We start from the raw sequence: 19,691 nt of genomic DNA on the forward strand, positions 1-19,691 counted from the left end.
TATAATATTATTGATATTTAACAACTTTATATATGCCATAAAGTTGTAACTATAATAAATATTATTAAATATTATAGTTATTGTAAAAATGAATAAAGGAGGTAATATATGAAATTAGGATTTTTGATACCAAACCATCCAAATGAAAAAAGAGTTGCTTTATTACCAGAACATGTTAAGGGTTTTAACAATGAGCTAGTTGTAGAGACAGGTTTTGGTGAAACTCTAGGAATTTCAGATGAAGAATATGTAAAGGCAGGTTGTACTATAGCTTCTCGAGAAGATATATTTAAAACTTGTGAAGGTGTATTTTCATTAAAGGTTTTAAAGCCTCAGGACTACCAGCATATAAGAGAAGGTCAAATTATAGTGGGCTGGACCCATCCAGAGGGCTCAGGAAAGACATTTATGGAAGAACAGGGCATACCTAAAAACTTAATTATAGTAGATTTAGATAATATTCATCCTTCAATCTATTATAAAAATTATGTAATACCAATGGATTGGATTCCATCTAACTTTGTAAGAAAAAATAGCTATATAGCAGGTTATGCATCTACTATGCATGCAGTTATGAATTATGGAAGCATACCAACTTCAGAAACTAAAGTTGCCATATTAGGATCAGGCAATGTATCTCAAGGTGCTTTTTCAGCAATATCTAAATTTAATCCAGATATAAGAATGTTTTATAGAAAAACTATGAATCAATTAAAAGATGAATTGGAAGAATTTGATATAATAATAAATGGAATAGAAATGGATAATCCTAATAAGCATATACTAACTTTAGAAGATCAAATGAAATTAAAGAAAAATTGTTTAATTATAGATGCAGCAGCTAATCTTGGAAAAGCTATAGAAGGTGCAAGGCATACTACAGCATCTGATCCTATATACAATAAAGATGGGAAATACTATTATGCAGTTAATAATTCACCATCTATATTTTACAGACAATCTAGTAAGGCTATAAGTGAAGCTTTCAGCAAATATGTATACAGCAAAGAATTAGAATTTTATTTAGATGTTGTTGCAGAAGCAGAGGAAATGATAGTATAAAAAATTTTATTATAAATAATAAACTGAAAAAACCTATAATTAAGTGTAGTATTTAATTAATGTAAAAACTATACACTATAAAATAAAAAGGTAGGTAATGTTTTATCGGTTATTTACGGAGTATAAAGATATAAAAGACCACTTGATTTTATAAAAAAGCAAGCGGTCTTTTTTATTATATTATAAACAGAGTTCTTGGTTTCAGAAGGAGTTTTTACTCCCATTGAAGCTTATTAACAGAATTCTTAGGAGTTTTACTCCTTAGAAGTCGTTATCCTTTAGGGGAAATCGTTATCCAGGGACGTAACCGCTCTTTATTCCCACTTTGAAGAAGATGGGAGTATTAGAGCGGGTAGTCATCGGATAAAAGTTGTAATTTACTTAAAATCTTATATTTATTTCATTTTCTTCTTTTATAAGACCTTTTCTGTAAGCAACTAATAGCATTTCTAAATCATGTATCTGCTTTTTTATTTCATTACCACTATCTGTATCTAATACTCTTTTTCGAGAGGATACATGTTCTAATATTATAGTAGATGAAAGTATATCATTTCCTTCAACTATAGCTTTGTGTATAGAACTAAAAGGCTCATGAGAGGTTAGAAGTAATCCATAGGAATTATATATTAATGTATATCCTGCAATGCCTGTCTGTGGCTGATAAGCCTTACAAAAGCCACCATCTATAACTAATAGTTTACCATTAGCTTTTATAGGATTTTCACCTTCTTTAGTTTTTACAGGAATATGTCCATTTATTATATGCGAATTATCAGCATCTAGTTCAAATTCTTCAAATATCATTGTGCACATTTTTTCATCATTTCTATATTTGTAATAAGGATTTTTTTCTTCTTTATGTGTATTCTTATCATCTAAGAAATATCTTTCAAAGGTGGTCATCTTTTTCTTACCAAATAAAGGAGAATTAGGACCACACCATAAATACCACATCATGTCCATACCATATAGTTTTGATTCTGGATCTTTCTTAAAAAAATAAGCTTCTCTTGCTAAACGATCTAGTTTGTCTAGAAGGGATTTACCCTTTAAGGTTTCGTTGCATAGAGTTACTTCTTTTAAGGAGCCATCCTCATTTAAAGGTATACAACCATGATATAGTAAATTAGAGTTGTACTTTAAGTAAAGACTTCCATTACTATATAAAAATTTTATATGTCTTTGTAACTTTTCACTATTAATAAATGAATTTGTAAGTTTTTCTACTAAATCTTTTTCTCGTTCATTTAATTCATAAGGATTTTCTTTATCTAATGTAGGGAAGTTAGTATCAATTAATTTATAAATTTTCTCGTTTAGGTTCAAAGTGTCTTCTTTTATATTTATTTTATCTAATAATAATCTTTCTTCCATTTTAAATTCAGGTCTTCTTTTGATTATTTGACCTTCCAATTTAAATTGAATTATTGATATAGCCTTATGCATTTTTGATAAAAGTTTAATATCTGTTTCATTTAAATTTTTATCTATAGTTCTAGGTTTAAAATTTTCACAATTATCTTCTTTATAAAAATCCATAGCAAAAGTAGCTAATGGTAATAAATTTATACCATATCCATCCTCTAATGTGGATAAATTAGCATAACGAAGAGATATTCTTATTACATTGGCAATACAAGCTTCACATCCCGCAGCAGCACCCATCCATACAATGTCATGATTACCCCATTGTATGTCTATAGAATGATGCTTACTTAAAGCTTCAATTATAATTTCAGCTCCAGGACCTCTATCATAGATATCTCCTATTATATGAAGTTTATCTACTACTAATCTTTGAATAACATTTGATATAGCAATTATAAATTCAGAAGCTCTATCAATGTCTATAATTGTTTCAATTATACTGTTGTAATATTCTTGTTTATCTACTCTATCACCTTGTTCATTTAATAATTCTTCAATAATATAAGCAAAATCAGAAGGTAGAGATTTTCTAACTTTAGATCTAGTATATTTAGAAGAAACTATTTGGCATAGTCTTATTAATCTATATAAAGTTATTTTGTACCAATCTTCTAAGTTTTTTTCAGATTTTTTTATTAAATCTAATTTTTGTTCAGGATAGTATATTAGTGTAGCTAAATTTTTTTTGTCACATTCCCTTAAAGAAGTTCCAAAGACATCATCTATTTTTCTTTTAATAACTCCTGATGCATTTTTTAGCATATGAGTAAAAGATTCATACTCTCCGTGAACATCACTTATAAAATGTTCTGTTCCCTTAGGGAGGTTTAATATTGCTTGAAGATTTATAATTTCTGAACTAGCACTTGAAATACTAGGGTACTGTTTGGACAATAATTTTAAATATCTTAAATTATCTTTTATTATATGTAAGTTGTTCTCATCATATAAAGTCATAGTTCTTCTCCTTTTTTATTAATATATAATTAAATATAATATATTACTAATTATATAAATATGCTATATATACAATAATGTGTACATTAAATTGCTGAAAATGTATTAAATAGTATATACTTTATAATATAAGAAAACATATATTTATACAAGTCATGAAAATATTCAATATAAAGTTAAAATACAGTTTAATAATGAAAATCTTTTCATTATAATAATTATATATAGTTTTTAAACAAAAATCATCAAATTTTAATTAATAAATTATAAATAGGAGGTTTGTATGAATAAATTAAGTAATTTTATAAAGTCTACGGGAAATCTTTTAGGAAATAGTATTGAAGATATATGTGAAAATACAGGTGAAGTTTTATATAAAAATTTAAAAAAAAATAATCATAATAGTATGGCTAAAGGGGCAAAAGTCAGCGGAAGATTATTAGGAAAGGTAGGATCATTAACAACTAAGTCTATTTTAAATATAGCTGGAATAACCTTAGATGGCGGAGTGAAATTTAGTAAGTTTACTGGAAAGGTTATAAAGCAGAAGGCAGTGAAAAGAGAAGTGAGAATATATGGGGAATCAAAGGAATTTTACAAAGGTAAATTTGTAGAGGCAGATTATAAGGTTATAGATAAAAAATAAATTTATTTAGTATCTAAAACCTGAAAAATTTAAGGGAATGTGTTATAATTATTTATAAATAATGAATATTATGTAATAATAAAACAGCATTTAAAATACATATAATTAATATAAAGATTTATTTTTTAAAAGTAGTGTAATATTTATTTTTAACAATTAATATATAAATTTTAAATATAATATTAAAGAGGGGGATATTAATGTTTGAATGGAAAGAATGTTATAGTTGTAACATAAGTAAAATTGATAATCAGCATAAAAGATTATTTGAATTAGCAGATGAAATTTATACTATAGTTTCCGTAAATGATGGATATGATCATTTTGATGAAATTATGGAAACTATAAGGACCTTAAAAGAATATACAGTATATCATTTTTCTTATGAAGAAGATGTTATGAGAAAATATGAGTATAATGATTTAGAGAATCATAAAATAGAGCATGAAGCTTTTATAAAAAAAATTAGTTCTATAAATGAAGAAGAAATAGATGAAAAGCAAAAAAACTTCTTAATGGATTTACTGGCGTTTATTGTCAATTGGATAGAAAACCATATATTAAAGTCAGATTTAAAATATAAAGAATATTTAAATGGATTGGGAGTATATTAGCAAAAATTATATATTTTATATAAAGATTAATTAAAATAACATATATATTTTTAGGTATTTATAAATAAAGAAAACACTATCAAAGTTATAAGAATAAGTAAATTTGATAGTGTTTTCTTTATAAAATAATTTTTTAAATTATTTATTGGGAGTAACATAATATACAAGATATTTATACAGCTAGGCTATAGTAAAAATTATATTATATATTTATCTTTTTTTGTTTTTATTTTTTTTATAGTAATAATTATTATTTCCTCTATGAAAAAATAATAGATATATGGATAAAGCTATAAAAAAAGTATCAAAATCATTATGCTCTTTATATTCATTATTTTTTCTAGGAATTTCAGTACTGATTTTTTTATGTGCTTTTAAAGAATGAATACCAATATATTCCGCGAAACTTTCAACTTTTATGCATTTAATTATATTATTTTCTACATCTATGTTCAATTCAGAAAGGTTACTATAACCTTTTTCATCACACCAATTTTTTTTACCTTCAATAACTTTTAATATATTATTATTTGAATCTATTGCAGTTATTTTAACAGGAAAAAATGAGAAATATTTTAGAGAAAAAGAACAAATAGCATTTTCAAAAACAATGTACCTATAATTGTCTGAAAAATTCTTTTCTTTTATCCAAGTAGCTATACTATGTTCAGAATAAGATGGATCCAAATTTTTAGATTCATTTAAAGTGATCCAGCCTGGAAATTTTATTTTACCTAAATTAGTTTCAATATCTAAAATAGTATTAAAGTCTTTGCCGCCTTTAAAATTTATAATAGAACCTTCTAAGTTTTCTTTTTTTATATCTTTTGTATAAGATAAATTTTCTTTAGAACTTTTTTTATTTTTTACAGCATCTTTTAAAATTATTTTTTTATATATATCCATTATATTCCCCCAGAAATATTACTATATGTAGTTTATGAAATATAAAGAGATTTTGTGAATATATTTATTTTAATGTTATATTATTCATATTGATTCTACAGTTCAATACTAGTTTGAAAACTAAAAATAATTTGTCTAAATGCTACATAAAAGCATTTTAAAATTTTTATAGATTTATTATTTTTCAATTGCAGTAAACATGTATCAATTACTAATCAGTTAACATATTATATATTATTGGGAATATAAGGAGGTGAGTATATGTCTTGCTGTAGAGAAAAACAAACTCACGTTCATGAATTCTTAGGTAGTACCAAATTAGCTGAAATTAAAACCGAGCCTCATAACCATCGTTTTGCAGGAGTTACTGGTGAAGCTATAAGAAGAGGTAACAGTCATGTGCACAGAATAAATACAAATACAGATTTTTTCGATCACTTTCATATGATAAATGTTATTACTGGTCCTGCAATACCTGTAGGAAATGGTAGACACGTGCACTTTGTATTTGGTGTTACAACCTGTAATGATGGTCATAGGCATAGGTTTATTTTTACCACACTAATTGACTCTCCTATATTGGAGAAATAATTTTGTATAATATATGGCAGTTTTGTATATTTTCTATACAAAACTGCCTTTATAATATAAACTTATTTTCCACATTGTTAATTAAATCGTCGTAAATTTAAGATTACAAGGAATTTATACTTAAGAAACTCCCACTTATATAAGTGGGAGTAAGTTCACTCTTAGCAACAGCAGAAATGATGGCGTTGACAACTACAGATTATTGCTATTATTATAATAAATGCTAATATCCAGCATATCCAACCACAACACCACATAAAGATACCTCCTTTGTGTACAAAATTAGCCTGTCAATATATAATATTCAATTAGTAAAATTTTGTTTACCTTTAAAGCTATTTTTTTATTAAAATTAGAATATGGAAGCATTTTTATGTAAATGTATAAAAATCATGAAAAATAGTAATATTAAAAGTAAGCTAGTAACACTTTTTAATAAACAATAATATAATATATATGAAACAAAAGAAATAGAGAGTGGACAACCTTTAAAATTTACAGGGAAAGGTGATAAAAATATGAATGTATTTCATTTACTCCCTATAGATATATCGTATTTTGAAATTAGTGATATAGAAGAAAAACAGTTAGAAAAAGAATATAAAAAATTTATATCTAATATAAAAAGATTGGATTGCACAGATTTGAAGGAGGAAAATTTTATAGCTAAAATTGAATTAGATTTATTTTCTATAGGTTTTAGAGAAAATAAAGAGATTAGTGTATTTTTAAAGTATAAAAACTATACTTTAGAGAAAAAAGAAATGGATCCATATGATCCATTAAAAAAAATCTGTATAGATACAGGAAATGAAAAACTAAATTTAATATTAGAGTTAGTAAGTTTAAAACCATATAAAATAAAAATAAGTGGAGATTTGTATCACAAATGTGATAGAAAGTGGGAAGTAAAAAAATTTAATCAAATTATAGTCTTATAAGTTAAATAAATTGTTTTTATACTGCTGATAAAATCTTTTGTCAGCAGTTTTTTATATTATAATAAAGAAATAATTACTATAGGTTTAAATTTTATTAAAGTTTTAATAAACTTTAATAAAATATGTTTCTGTAATTCATATTTCCATAATTCATAGTGTTAGCTAAAATCATATTATGATTTAAAGAATTTATTAAAGTGCAGTATATACCTAATCTGTTATTTATTAAATTCCAGTTTATATTTTGAAGAAAAGCATTCATATATTTCTCTTTATCTGTTCCAAAATCCATAAAATAAGCATGCTCATACACATCCATTACGAGTAAAGGATAGGAAAGCCATAGGGCACCATTATCGTGAGAATCAGAGCCAAAAATGTGAAGTTTATTATCTAAAGGATCTATACCTAGTACAACCCATCCTCTCATAGACTTACCAGTTTCTTTAAAGAGTTCCGTGAAGTTTTCTACGGAATTAAAGTCTTCTAGAATCTTATCTAGTATAGGTCCATTTATAGAAATATATCCAGAAGTCATATTTTGAAAATATAGTTCATGTAATTTAACTCCATCTAAAGCATAACTCTCTCCTAATTTTATGCATCTTAATTTGCTAAAAGTGGAATTACTATCTTTAAAATCTTCAGAGTCGTTAGGCATACTCCAAATTTCATTTAGTTTATTTACATAACCATCATATAATTTATAATGTTCGTTCAGTTGTTTTAAACTTATTCCTTTTACATTATTAAAAGGATAATCTTTAGCAATAATCATTGAGATATCTCCTAAAAAATTTTATATCAATATTATTATATTTATATAAATAAATTTTGGTACTTATATAATGAAAAATGAATACTTTATTAAAAAATAATATAAATATATTTCAAAAATATAAATTTGTGGTAAAATTATAATATGTTTGTAATTAATTGACAATCATGACCTATTAGGGGGGAAAGGGATATGAGTATTAAGATAACTACTCTGATAGAAGATTCTAAAAATGAAGAAAGTGAATTGATAGAAGAGCACGGGCTTTCTATGTACATAAATACTCCTAGATGTAATATAATATTTGATACTGGTTCTTCTGGAAATTTTATAAAGAATGCTGAAAAATTAAATATTGATTTACATGAGACTAATTATATGATACTAAGTCATGCTCATTATGATCATTGTGGAGGAGTAAGAAGTTTTATAGAAAATATAAAATGTTATCCAGAATTATATGTAAGTGAAAATTTTTTTGAAAATAGCAATAAATTTAAAATAGGGAAAGAGATAGAAAATAAATATTTAGGTATAGATTTTGATGAGAAATATTTAACAGATAATGGTATACCTATAAATTATGTGGAAGAAGATATTTTAGAAATAGAACCTAATATATTTATAGTTACAAATTTTAAAGAGGATAATAGTTTTGAAGAGTTTACATCTAATATGGTAATAAAAAAAGGAGAAGGATATATATTAGATAATTTTAAAGAAGAAGTAGCATTGGTTATAGACACCTACGAAGGATTAATAGTTTTAGTTGGGTGTAGTCATGTGGGAATTATTAATATATTAAATAGTATAAGTAAAAGATTAAATAGAAGAATATATGCTGTATTAGGAGGAACTCACTTGATTAAATGTGATGAAAATAGAATAAATAAAACCATAGAAGCTTTTAATGAATTAGATATTAGCATTATAGGCCTTTCTCATTGTACAGGAGAATTTGCTACAATAAAATTGAAAGAATTAAAGAATAAATTTTTCTTAAACAATACAGGGAATATATTAGAAATATAAAGCTATAGGAATAGATATTAAGTTTTTAATTTATCTATTCCTATAGCTTATTTTTATACTTTAAAATTTAAAGTATAAAAGTATATTTAAATCATTATTAAACTTCTTTATAATCTACATCAACTACATTTTCTTCAGAAATATCAGGTATATCATTAGGGCCTAAATTATCGAATTTCTCAAAGGTTTTTTCTTTATTTTTTCTATTATTAAAGCCTTTTTTATTTATTTTCCATGATTTTATATAATTAACTAATTTATATATCCCGAACAATACTAAACCTGCTACTATAACCACAGGAAGTACAGAAAAAATTAAAAAATTAGCTAAAAATAGAATTAATATAAACAACAAAACTCCACTTATCTTCCAAGAATTATTGCTTGTAAATGGCATAAAAAACGATCTCCTTTTATATAAATTTAATTTATAATTTATTATATCATAATAGAAAAAACAAATAATATAATTTATCTTAAGTTTGTATTAACAAAGTATTAATATAAGGAAAGTGCGTCGCACTTTCCTTATATGTCTATGTTTCTGTCTATTAGTTGGGATAAGGAAATGAATGTATCCGTTCTTTGTATGCCTTCAACCCTTTGTATTTTATTCATTAATAAATCTTGTAAATGAGTTATGCTCTGACATATTACTTTTACAAATATAGAATATTGGCCTGTTGTGTAATGGAGTTCTGTTATTTCTTTAATTTCGTTTAATTCTTTTAATACGGAATTAAAGTAAGAAGCTTTATCTAAATAAATTCCTATGAAACAGCAAACATCATAGCCAAGTTTAGAATTATCTATTATAAGTTTTGTACCTTTTATTATGCCTATGTCATGCATTTTTTTCATCCTAACATGTATAGTGCCACCACTAACATGACATTTTCTAGCTATTTCTAAAAAAGGGGTTCTAGAATCTTTAATCAAAATTTCAAGAATTTGTAAATCTAGTTCGTCTAAACCATCTATATCTAAATCCATATGAGCACCTCCAAGTTATGGTTAGTTTAATTAATCACATATACTTTTATCTTATTACATTATAAATATTATACCAGAAAAAATTATGAATTTGTTAAAATTTGAAACTTTATCTTATTAATAATTTTATTAATTGAAAAATAAATGGAATTTTTAGTGTATATTATAGTGATAATAATAGTATAAAACTATTAAAATAACTAAGGTTTTAACAATAAAACAATTATAAAATAAAGGATAATTAGGAATAGAAGGGTTATTTAAAAGTAAAACTTTATCTTTAATAATATTTGAAATAATAGGATAAGAGTACATATTAAAAGAGATTGTAAATTTAGAGGGGGAATTATTTACAATCTCTTTTATGTTAAAGTTTTTATTCTTTAATATAATATGTTATTATATTTTATATTGTTACATATTTATAATATAAAATTAGTATAAACATTTTGAAGTAAAAGTATTTATATTAATATATTGATATATTATATGAAATATATAATAATAGTATAGTATCAAATTTTTAAGGAGGGAACGTTATGCCAGTTTGGTTAAAATTTGCATTACAAATACTTTTCTTTTCTATTATTGTTATAATTGGTTATACAGCTCTTAAAGTTTATGTTTTAGACAAAATCAATATTAACAAATGGTTGGTATTTGCATTATCTATATTTATATTAATTTTTCCTGCATTAATAAAATTCAATATTAATGGTACTATATGGCAGTATGTTCAATCTGCTATAGTAATAATTCTTACATTATGGTTTTTAGATTTAATGGGTATAGGAGCAGGGAGTAGGACAAAAAAGAAAAAGAATGATGTAGTTATTAGACCTAAAGCTAAGCCAAATCGAGCAAAAAATATTAAAAAGGAAAATAATAAAAAAGAGAATAATAAAAAAAAGTAAATATTGCTTAGTCTTATATAAAAACACACTAAAATCTAGTTTTAGAGGTTAGTGTGTTTTTTAGTTTTTATAAATATATTTAAGGTTGAATTGTATATAATTAATTCTTAAATTAATATTTATTATTAATACTTTTTAATATACTTATATTTTAAAGGTAATGTTTAATTGTAAATTATAGGTCTTGAACAATTATATAACAATAAAAGTAATTATTGTAGTACACAAAGCCTTATAATAATACATAATGGTGCATAATAATAAATTATGACAATAATAAATAAAATTTATAGCTGATTTTAAAAGTTGACCAAAGTTGATATCCAATTCAGTAAGAGACAGAAAGAATTATAAAAATAAATTAAGGAAAATAATAAAAAAGTAATGTAATTTTATTAAAAGGCTGTATTTTTATGAATTTACTAATTCAAATAAAAATATGGAGATTTTAAAAAAATATTTTTTATTTCAAAAAAATATATAAAAACTCAGTGTATAGATTTTATTGTTCACCTCCATTTTTTAATTAAATTAAAAGGATTGACAAAATTATAACCCAATATAAAATATAAAGTAACAAAGCTTCTTATTATGAAGTTGGAGGTTGGGGGGAACTTGAAAAATGGAGAATGAAGGTCATAGTCACAAGAAAATAGGTCTATTTGGAGCTACCTGTGTAGTTGCAGGAAATATGATTGGGTCTGGCGTATTTATGTTACCAGCTAGTTTAGCAGCAGTATCTAGTCCAGGAACTACTTTAATAGCTTGGTTAGTTACGGGTATGGGAGCTATATTTATGGCTTTATCCTGTGCTAGGCTAGGAAGTAGAATTCCTAAAACAGGGGGACCTTATGAGTTTGGTAAATTAGCCTTTGGGGATTTTATAGGATTCTTAAATGCTTGGCTTTACTGGAGTGCTACTTGGATATCTAATGCAGCAATTATAATAGCCATAGGAAGCTATGCATCCTATTTAATACCAGCTTTAAATAACGGGTTTAATGCACTTTTATTCAACAGCGCTATATTATGGATATTTACTTTTTTAAATATTAAGGGGGCAAAGGAAGCAGCAAGTTTTGAAACAGTTATTACAGTATTTAAATTTTTAGTGTTTATATTTTTTATAGTATTTGCAGCTACTCACTTTAATGTTGAAAATGTCACTCCAATGATGCCAAAAGGAAAAGGAATGAATACTTTACCTTTAGCAGCAGCTACTACATTATGGGCTTTTACAGGCTTTGAATCCTCTACAGTAGGTGCTGGAACAATTAAAGATCCAGAAAAAAATATAAGTAGAAGTACCATATTAGGTCTTGTCATAACAATTCTTTTTTATGTTGCAATAAGCTTTTTTGCCATGGGGGCTATACCACAGGAAGTTTTAGCTAAGAGTCCTTCACCAATGACAGATATATTAGCTCAATTTTTTGGTGGTGGAGTAGTAAAAGTATTTAATTTAGCTATAGTTATAACTATATTAGGAACTATTGCAGGCTGGATTATGATTGCAGGGCAGATGAGCTATGCAGTAGCTAAGGATGGATTATTTCCAGCAGTATTTGCAAAATTACATCCCAAATATAAAACGCCTTATAAGGGATTAATAATAAATGCTATATTAACTAATATATTATTAATATTAAATTCATCAAAGGGAATGGTATCTGCCTATAATTTTATGATACTTTTAGCCACCTTATCATATTTACCAGTTTATGCTACTACATCTGCATCAGATATATTATTATTATTTAAATGTAGGGGGGAATTAACTGTAGGCAAATTTATAAAGATAGCTATTATACCATTAATAGGATTTACCTATGCTTGTTGGGCAATATACGGTTCAGGAGCTGAAACAGTACTATACGGATTTATGTTAATGTTAGCAGGAGTTCCATTTTATATATATATGAAGTTGAAAAATAAAAAAGATATTTCTAAAGCTGATATAGATATAGATAATATTGTTCAATGCTCTAATGAGTAAGATGTAGATGAAAGACTATAGTTAGTTAATAATATAAAGAAAAATTTTAAAGATTAAATTTATTAAAGTACATTTATTAAAATAGATTTGAAATAAAATATTTTACATATTTACTTAAAATTTAATAATTAAGGAATAAAAAGCTATGAATTTTGAAATATAATATTTTGAATTTATAGCTTTTTACTTTAAAAACCAAATTTGTATTTTACAGGTTTTATATACAATATACAGGTTTTTTTATATTTATAGTTAATTGAACATATTAGATTAAAATTAAAAAAGATATTTTATAATATTCAATGCTTTTAAATAATACGTATTTAGATAATAAAGGAAAATATTTAAGTTTCTTAAAAATGTATTTATTTTAAAGTAATAATTTTTGCATAAGGAATAAATAATAGTATTAATACAATTTAAATAATTATATGAAAATTTTTTTATTATAGTATAGTTTATAGATTTTTACTAAAGATGAGGTGAAAGGAGTATTAATATGGAGGGACATGATAAATTAAAAAAAGAAATAGGACTTTTTGCTGCTACATTTATAGTGGCTGGTAATATAATTGGATCAGGAATATTTATGCTTCCAGCTACTTTAGCGGCGGTGTCAGGACCAGGCGCTACTATGGCAGCTTGGATTATAACTGGTATAGGTTCTATATTTTTAGCATTATCCTTTGCAAGATTAGGATCAAAAATTCCAAAAACAGGAGGTCCTTATCAATATGCTAAAATAGCATTTGGAGATTTTGTAGGCTTTACTAATGCATGGCTTTATTGGAGTGCTACATGTATATCCAATGCTGCTATAATAACGGCTATAGGAAGTTATTCTTCAAGTTTAGTTCCAGCTTTAAAAACTAATGGATTATACGCTTTTTTATATACCTCTGCTATATTGTGGGCATTTAATATATTAAACATTATAGGGGTAAAACAAGCCAGTACATTTGAAACAGTTATAACTATATTTAAACTAGGAGTATTTTTAATTTTTGTAATAATAGGCTTTGCTAATTTTAATCCACAATACATTACCCCTGCTTTTCCAAAGGGCAAAGGGTTTAGTACGGTGCCTTTAGCAGCAGCAACTACATTATGGGCATTCTCTGGATTTGAGTCCGCTAGTATAGCAGCAGGAGAAATAAAAAGTGCTGAAAAAAATGTTAAGTTGAGTACTATTTATGGGCTGCTAATAGCAGTGCTCGTATATTTAGTAATAAGCTTTGTAGCTATGGGTGGATTACCACAGGATATGTTAGCAAAAAGTAACTCTCCTATGAGTGATATATTAGCTTTACATTTAAGTAGTAGAGCTGTAAATCTGTTTTTATTAGCTATTGTTATAACCATTTTTGGAACTATAGCAGGATGGATAATGTTAACAGCTAGAATTTCCTATGCAGCAGCTGTAGATGGAATGTTTCCAGAAGCTTTCGCTAAGATTCATCCTAAATATAGAACTCCTCACGTAGGGATTATAATAAATGGAATATTAACTAACATTGTTCTTTTGATGAACTATACAGGTTCTATGACTTCTGCTTATAATTTTATGATTTTATTAGCTACATTAGCATATTTACCTGTATATGCTATAACTAATGCTGCAGATATATTACTTTTATCTAAAAGGGAAGAAAAATTTAATTTAGGAAATTTTATTACAAATTCCATTGTTCCATTAATAGGATTTATTTATGCTATTTGGGCGGTTTATGGAACAGGTGCTGAGTCTGCTTTATATGGGTTAATATTAGGTTTTATAGGTATACCATTTTATATTTATATGAAGATGAAAGACAAAAAACAGATAGAGAAATTAAGAAAAGAACAATAAATTTTGTAGTATAATAATATTTTTAATAAAAAAGTGTCATATACTTTATTGTAATGATATAATAATATTATAAAAAGCCCTGTGCAAGAGTACAGGGTTTTAAAATCTATAATTTTATTTTTAAATATAAATTTATTTAAAACATACTAATGAAATTACAAAATTCATGTATAAATTTATAAAGAAGGAGGTGAGTAACCTTAGTAAAACTTAGCTAATTATATTTATTTTTTATAGTTTAATGTTTTATTAATTTTATATTAGATATACATATTATAACAAATAATATAATTTTAAATAAGAAAAGGAATGTAAAAGAATTTACATAGTTTTACTTAAGGGTTAAGAATGATTTACGAATATAATGGGAAAAAACCTATAATAAAGAAAAATATTTTTTTAGCTAAAAGTGCAGATTTAATAGGAGATGTGGTATTAGAAGAAAATTGTACTGTATTGTTTGGGGCGGTATTAAGAGGAGATATAAATAGTATATATGTTGGTAATGGATCTAATATACAAGATAATTGCGTTTTGCATGTAGATGAAGGAGATTTAAATATACATATAGGAAACAATGTAACAGTAGGTCATGGAACTATATTACATGGATGTAAAATAAATGATAATTCTCTGATAGGTATGGGATCAATTATACTAAATGGAGCGGAAATAGGATCAAACACTATAATTGGAGCTGGAAGCTTAATAACATCCAATAAAAAAATACCATCAGGAGTTTTATGTATGGGATCACCTGCAAAAGTAATAAGAAAACTTAATGAGGAAGAAATAGCCAGTATAAAAGAGTCAGCAGAGGATTATATACCCTTAAATAAAAATTTTAATAGGGAATAAAATATAACTTACTACAAAAAATAAACACAATGAGGAGGTGTATTATGAAAATAAAAGCACCTAGAACTTTCTTAGTGTTTATTGTTGTAGTAAGTTTTTTTTCCATAAAAGCTTTTGCAAAGGATAGAAGTCCAGAGGTACATTTTATAGATACGGGTCAAAGTGATTGTATATTAATTAAAACAGGAAAAGAAAATTATTTAATAGATACTGGTTGGGAATATTATAGTGGGAAAATATTAAGCTACTTAAATTCCAACAATGTAGATAAAATAGATGGAGTTATATTAACCCATTATCATGATGATCATTATGGTGGGTTAGAGATGCTTTTAAAAACATCTAAAGTAAAAAAGATTTTTTTACCTAAACATGATAGTGATGATAAGAAAAAAGTAATTAATATGATAAAAAAACATAAGGTTAAGTATGAATGGATAGAAGATGGGTGGGAAGTTAAAGGGAGAAAATTAAATTTAAAGGCTATAGTGCCTATGAATATAGATAGTAAGAATGAAAACAATAACTCTATAGTATTATTTGGTAAAATAGATGGAATTAAATATTTATTTTTAGGGGATTGTGAAAAGAAGGAAGAAATAGATATGATATCTAATAAAAAAATTAAAAAATGTGATGTTTTAAAAGTTTCTCATCACGGATTTAAAACTAGTAATAGTAATGAACTTCTAGATATAGCAAAACCTAAAATTGCTATTGTTACTTGTGATGGAATCTATAGTCCGGATAAGATTATAATAGATAGATTGGAAAACAAAGGTATAGAAGTTTTTACAACAAGCAATAAAGGGAATTTAATAATTAGGGATCAAGAAATAATTTGGAATAGATATTCCTATTATATAAACAAGGGGAAGAATTTCATAGGAAATACTTATTTAAAATTCATATCTTAGAATTGGGGATTTATAAAAATAGATTGAATCTCAATAAACAAATATAAAAAATGTACTTCATAAACATATGAATTAGTTTATCCGATGACTACCCGCTCTAATACTCCCATCTTTTTAAAAGTGGGAGTAAAGAGCGGATACGTTCCTGGATAACCATTTCCTAAGCTTTAGTGGGAGTAAAGTCTCCTTCTAAAGCCAAGAATTCTGTTTATGAAGTATTTTTTTATCTAGGTAGTGCTAAATTTCAATCTATTTAAGTAATATTTACTTATTTATCTTTTAGTCTTTTGAAAAATTTAACTATTTCATTTATTATTAAAGGTATTATTGATAACGCACATACAAATATCCAGTCCTGTATTGTTAAATCAAAAACCTTAAAAATAGATGCTAAAAATGGAATTGTTATAACCATATCTTGTAGGAATATTCCAAATATCACAGAAGCAAACAAATATTTATTTGTAAACAATCCTAATTGAAATATAGACTTTTTAGGGTGTCTCATATTAAATGAATGGAACAATTGAGATACACTTAATACAACAAAGGCCATAGTCTGAGCATGTATTAATGAATCAGAGTATCTTATTCTTCCAACCTCAAAGGCTACTAATGTAAGTACACCTATTAATAAACCATTTAGTATAAGAGAAATACCTGCACCACCTGCAAATAAGCTTTCCTTAGGATCTCTTGGATCTTCATCCATAATATCAGGATCACCAGGATCTATACCTAAAGATAAAGCTGGCAAGCTATCTGTTATTAAGTTAACCCATAAAAGGTGTATAGGTCTTAATGGAGCAGGCCAACCAAGAAGTATACCTATAAATAGAGCCAAAATTTCTCCAAGATTACAGGATAAAAGAAACACAATAGATTTTTTTATATTATTATATATATTTCTTCCTTCTTTTATTGCAGATACTATAGTAGAGAAATTATCATCTGTCAATACCATATCAGAAGCACCTTTAGCAACGTCTGTACCTGTTATACCCATAGCAACGCCTATATCTGCAGCTTTTAGTGAAGGAGCATCATTAACACCATCACCAGTCATAGACACTATATTGCCCTTAGACTTTAAAGCTTTTACTATTTTAACTTTATGTTCTGGAGATACTCTAGCAAAAACTCTTAGATTTTCAATTTTAGAGCTTAATTCTGAATCTGGCATATCATCTAGCTCATATCCAAATATGGCTTGAGACTCATCTTCTGCTATACCTAATTCCTTTGCAATAGCAAAAGCAGTTACTTTATGGTCACCTGTAATCATTATAGTTTTTATACCAGAATTCTTACATTCAAAAATAGAACCTTTTACAGATTCACGAGGTGGATCTATCATACCTACTAGACCGATAAAAGTTAAATCCATTTCTAAATTTTCTTTATTGTAGTTAGTATCTTCTAATGTTTTGTAAGCAGCTCCTAAAACCCTAAGAGCATTTTTAGACATCTCATTAGATGCATCCATTATATTTTCTTTTATTTCATCTGTTAAAGGAACTATTTCTCCATTTATATAAGCATTAGTACTTATTTTTAATAAATTATCTATAGCACCTTTAGTCATTACATAATTTTTATCATCAAAATTATTTACAGTGGTCATTAATTTCCTATCAGAATCAAAAGGAATTTCATCTATTCTTTTATGTTCATTTTCTATATTGTTCTTAACAATATTATATTTAGCTCCTGCCTCCAATAAAGCTATTTCAGTAGGGTCACCAGTACTTGAATCCTTAGAGAAAGTGGCATCATTACATAAAACTAAATTTTCAAGGAGCATTTTATGAATATTATCTTCAATATTTAACTTATCTATATCTTGTATTTCGTTATTAGTATAAAATTTGATTACGGTCATTTTATTTTGGGTTAAAGTACCAGTTTTATCTGAGCATATAATATTAACAGCCCCTAAAGTTTCTACAGCAGGGAGTTTTCTAATTATAGCATTTTCCTTTATCATTCTTTGAACTCCCATGGCTAAGACTATAGTAACTATAGCAGGAAGTCCTTCAGGAATAGCAGCAACAGCAAGACTTATAGCAGTTAAGAACATTTCTAAAATATCTCTTTTTTGAAGTAAGCCCACAACAAACATCAAAGCACATATACCTAAAGCAGCAAAACCCAAGATTTTACCTAATTCAGCTAACTTTTTTTGCAGAGGAGTGAGTTCTTTATCTTCTCCCTCAAGCATCTTAGCTATTTTACCTATTTCAGTATTCATACCTGTGCCTACAGCAATACCAATACCTCTTCCATAGGTAGCTAGGGTAGACATAAAAGCCATATTTTTTTGATCACCTAAAGGTGTTTTAGGATCTTCAAGCTTTTCTTCAGCGTGTTTTTCAACAGGAACTGACTCACCTGTAAGAGCAGATTCCTCTATTTTAAGATTAGCAGTTTCTATAAGTCGTAAATCACAAGGAACATATCTACCGGCATCTAAAACTATTACATCTCCTGGAACTACGTCTTCTGATGGAATTTCTATGTTTTCTCCATTTCTTTTTACTAAGGCTTTTGGGGTGGAAAGCTGTTTCAACGCTTCTAAAGCTTTTTCAGCTTTCGATTCTTGTACAACCCCTATAACTGTGTTAATAATAACAACTATTCCTATTATTAGTGCATCACTAATTTCACCTAAAACTCCAGAAATTATAGCTGCAGCTAATAGTATATAAATTAGGATGTCATTTAGTTGTTCAAAGAACATTTTTAATAAAGATTTTTGTTTTTTAGAATTTAATTTATTCAGGCCATACTTTTCTTTTCTTTTTTCTACTTCCTCAGAACTTAAACCTTTGGAAGGATCTACAGCAAGTTCTTCTAATATTTCTTGAGAAGTTTTGTTAAACCACATAATATTCACCTCGCTATTATTGTTTGTAAAATTTTATATATTATAAAATAAATCTATAATATTTGAAATTAATAAAAAATATTTGAAATTCATTAAAAGTTTATCTACAAGAATATTATAAAGTTAAAATATAATTATAAAAATATTTATAATTATATTTTTATAAATAAAAAGACCTTTGTCCTATATTTATATAGGACAAAGGTCTTGCAATCTCTTAAAGAGCAAACTATCCGGGATTTTAATCCGTAATGACGAATAGTTTAAAGTACTTAACTTTTGCTACTCCCCTTTGTCTTCATGACATTTCAAATTATAG

17 protein-coding genes are annotated in these 19,691 nt (G+C 26.1%); 11 read left to right on the plus strand and 6 right to left on the minus strand.

The genetic code is table 11. From position 1 onward, the window contains the following. Positions 1-108: 108 nt before the first annotated feature. Positions 109-1,062, plus strand: a complete 954-nt coding sequence (locus tag ACYUDJ_RS07655) for a N(5)-(carboxyethyl)ornithine synthase (RefSeq protein WP_003488438.1) — start codon at positions 109-111, stop codon at positions 1,060-1,062. 381 nt (positions 1,063-1,443) lie between these two features. Here the strand turns inward: ACYUDJ_RS07655 and ACYUDJ_RS07660 are convergent, their stop codons facing one another. Then, entirely contained in the window at positions 1,444-3,450 is a 2,007-nt protein-coding gene (locus ACYUDJ_RS07660) for a fructose-bisphosphatase class III (RefSeq protein WP_043031309.1), read from the minus strand. A gap of 283 nt (positions 3,451-3,733) precedes the next feature. Between ACYUDJ_RS07660 and ACYUDJ_RS07665 the strand changes: the two genes are divergently transcribed. Further along, positions 3,734-4,096, plus strand: coding sequence for a hypothetical protein (locus ACYUDJ_RS07665; RefSeq protein WP_003488441.1), 363 nt, complete (start codon positions 3,734-3,736; stop codon positions 4,094-4,096). Between the two features lie 200 nt (positions 4,097-4,296). Beyond that, a complete protein-coding gene (locus ACYUDJ_RS07670; protein ID WP_003488443.1) occupies positions 4,297-4,710 on the plus strand; it encodes a bacteriohemerythrin in 414 nt (137 codons plus the stop codon). Positions 4,711-4,920: 210 nt separating this feature from the next. On the opposite strand, the gene ACYUDJ_RS07675 is transcribed toward ACYUDJ_RS07670, so the two are convergent. Beyond that, positions 4,921-5,616 carry a hypothetical protein gene (locus ACYUDJ_RS07675; RefSeq protein ID WP_043031311.1) on the minus strand — a complete coding sequence of 232 codons (696 nt, stop codon included), beginning with the start codon at positions 5,614-5,616 and terminating at the stop codon, positions 4,921-4,923. 261 nt (positions 5,617-5,877) lie between these two features. On the opposite strand from ACYUDJ_RS07675, the gene ACYUDJ_RS07680 reads away from it, so the two are divergent. Together ACYUDJ_RS07680 and ACYUDJ_RS07685 are read left to right on the plus strand one after the other, a co-directional pair. Beyond that, on the plus strand, positions 5,878-6,207 hold the full coding sequence (locus ACYUDJ_RS07680) for a YmaF family protein (RefSeq protein ID WP_003488447.1): 330 nt from the start codon (positions 5,878-5,880) through the stop codon (positions 6,205-6,207). Between the two features lie 518 nt (positions 6,208-6,725). Beyond that, on the plus strand, positions 6,726-7,148 hold the full coding sequence (locus ACYUDJ_RS07685; RefSeq protein ID WP_043031313.1) for a hypothetical protein: 423 nt from the start codon (positions 6,726-6,728) through the stop codon (positions 7,146-7,148). A gap of 112 nt (positions 7,149-7,260) precedes the next feature. On the opposite strand, the gene ACYUDJ_RS07690 is transcribed toward ACYUDJ_RS07685, so the two are convergent. Next, a complete protein-coding gene (locus tag ACYUDJ_RS07690; RefSeq protein WP_043031315.1) occupies positions 7,261-7,926 on the minus strand; it encodes a superoxide dismutase in 666 nt (221 codons plus the stop codon). A 192-nt stretch (positions 7,927-8,118) separates the two neighbouring features. On the opposite strand from ACYUDJ_RS07690, the gene ACYUDJ_RS07695 reads away from it, so the two are divergent. Then, positions 8,119-8,958 (plus strand): MBL fold metallo-hydrolase, encoded by an 840-nt coding sequence (locus ACYUDJ_RS07695; RefSeq protein WP_003488451.1) that lies wholly within the window; start codon positions 8,119-8,121, stop codon positions 8,956-8,958. A gap of 97 nt (positions 8,959-9,055) precedes the next feature. Here ACYUDJ_RS07695 and ACYUDJ_RS07700 read toward each other — a convergent pair whose 3' ends face one another. Both ACYUDJ_RS07700 and ACYUDJ_RS07705 read right to left on the minus strand, forming a co-directional pair. Beyond that, positions 9,056-9,355: a hypothetical protein gene (locus tag ACYUDJ_RS07700; RefSeq protein WP_003488453.1), complete on the minus strand. Its 300-nt coding sequence runs from the start codon at positions 9,353-9,355 to the stop codon at positions 9,056-9,058. 131 nt (positions 9,356-9,486) lie between these two features. Next, a complete protein-coding gene (locus tag ACYUDJ_RS07705; RefSeq protein ID WP_003488456.1) occupies positions 9,487-9,951 on the minus strand; it encodes an Lrp/AsnC ligand binding domain-containing protein in 465 nt (154 codons plus the stop codon). 539 nt (positions 9,952-10,490) lie between these two features. Between ACYUDJ_RS07705 and ACYUDJ_RS07710 the strand changes: the two genes are divergently transcribed. From ACYUDJ_RS07710 to ACYUDJ_RS07730, 5 genes are all read left to right on the plus strand, one after another. After that, the gene (locus ACYUDJ_RS07710; protein WP_003488458.1) at positions 10,491-10,865 is read left to right on the plus strand and encodes a hypothetical protein; all 375 of its coding nucleotides are present in this window, start codon (positions 10,491-10,493) and stop codon (positions 10,863-10,865) included. Positions 10,866-11,487: 622 nt separating this feature from the next. Next, positions 11,488-12,861, plus strand: coding sequence for an APC family permease (locus tag ACYUDJ_RS07715; RefSeq protein ID WP_003488461.1), 1,374 nt, complete (start codon positions 11,488-11,490; stop codon positions 12,859-12,861). A 499-nt stretch (positions 12,862-13,360) separates the two neighbouring features. Continuing rightward, a complete protein-coding gene (locus tag ACYUDJ_RS07720; RefSeq protein ID WP_043031318.1) occupies positions 13,361-14,710 on the plus strand; it encodes an APC family permease in 1,350 nt (449 codons plus the stop codon). A 348-nt stretch (positions 14,711-15,058) separates the two neighbouring features. Further along, the gene (locus ACYUDJ_RS07725) at positions 15,059-15,568 is read left to right on the plus strand and encodes a gamma carbonic anhydrase family protein (protein WP_043031320.1); all 510 of its coding nucleotides are present in this window, start codon (positions 15,059-15,061) and stop codon (positions 15,566-15,568) included. 44 nt (positions 15,569-15,612) lie between these two features. Next, on the plus strand, positions 15,613-16,485 hold the full coding sequence (locus ACYUDJ_RS07730) for a ComEC/Rec2 family competence protein (protein WP_043031323.1): 873 nt from the start codon (positions 15,613-15,615) through the stop codon (positions 16,483-16,485). Positions 16,486-16,753: 268 nt separating this feature from the next. Here the strand turns inward: ACYUDJ_RS07730 and ACYUDJ_RS07735 are convergent, their stop codons facing one another. Further along, the gene (locus tag ACYUDJ_RS07735; RefSeq protein ID WP_043031325.1) at positions 16,754-19,372 is read right to left on the minus strand and encodes a calcium-transporting P-type ATPase, PMR1-type; all 2,619 of its coding nucleotides are present in this window, start codon (positions 19,370-19,372) and stop codon (positions 16,754-16,756) included. Between the last annotated feature and the right edge of the window lie 319 nt (positions 19,373-19,691).

The organism is Clostridium sp. CTA-6, from assembly GCF_054768115.1.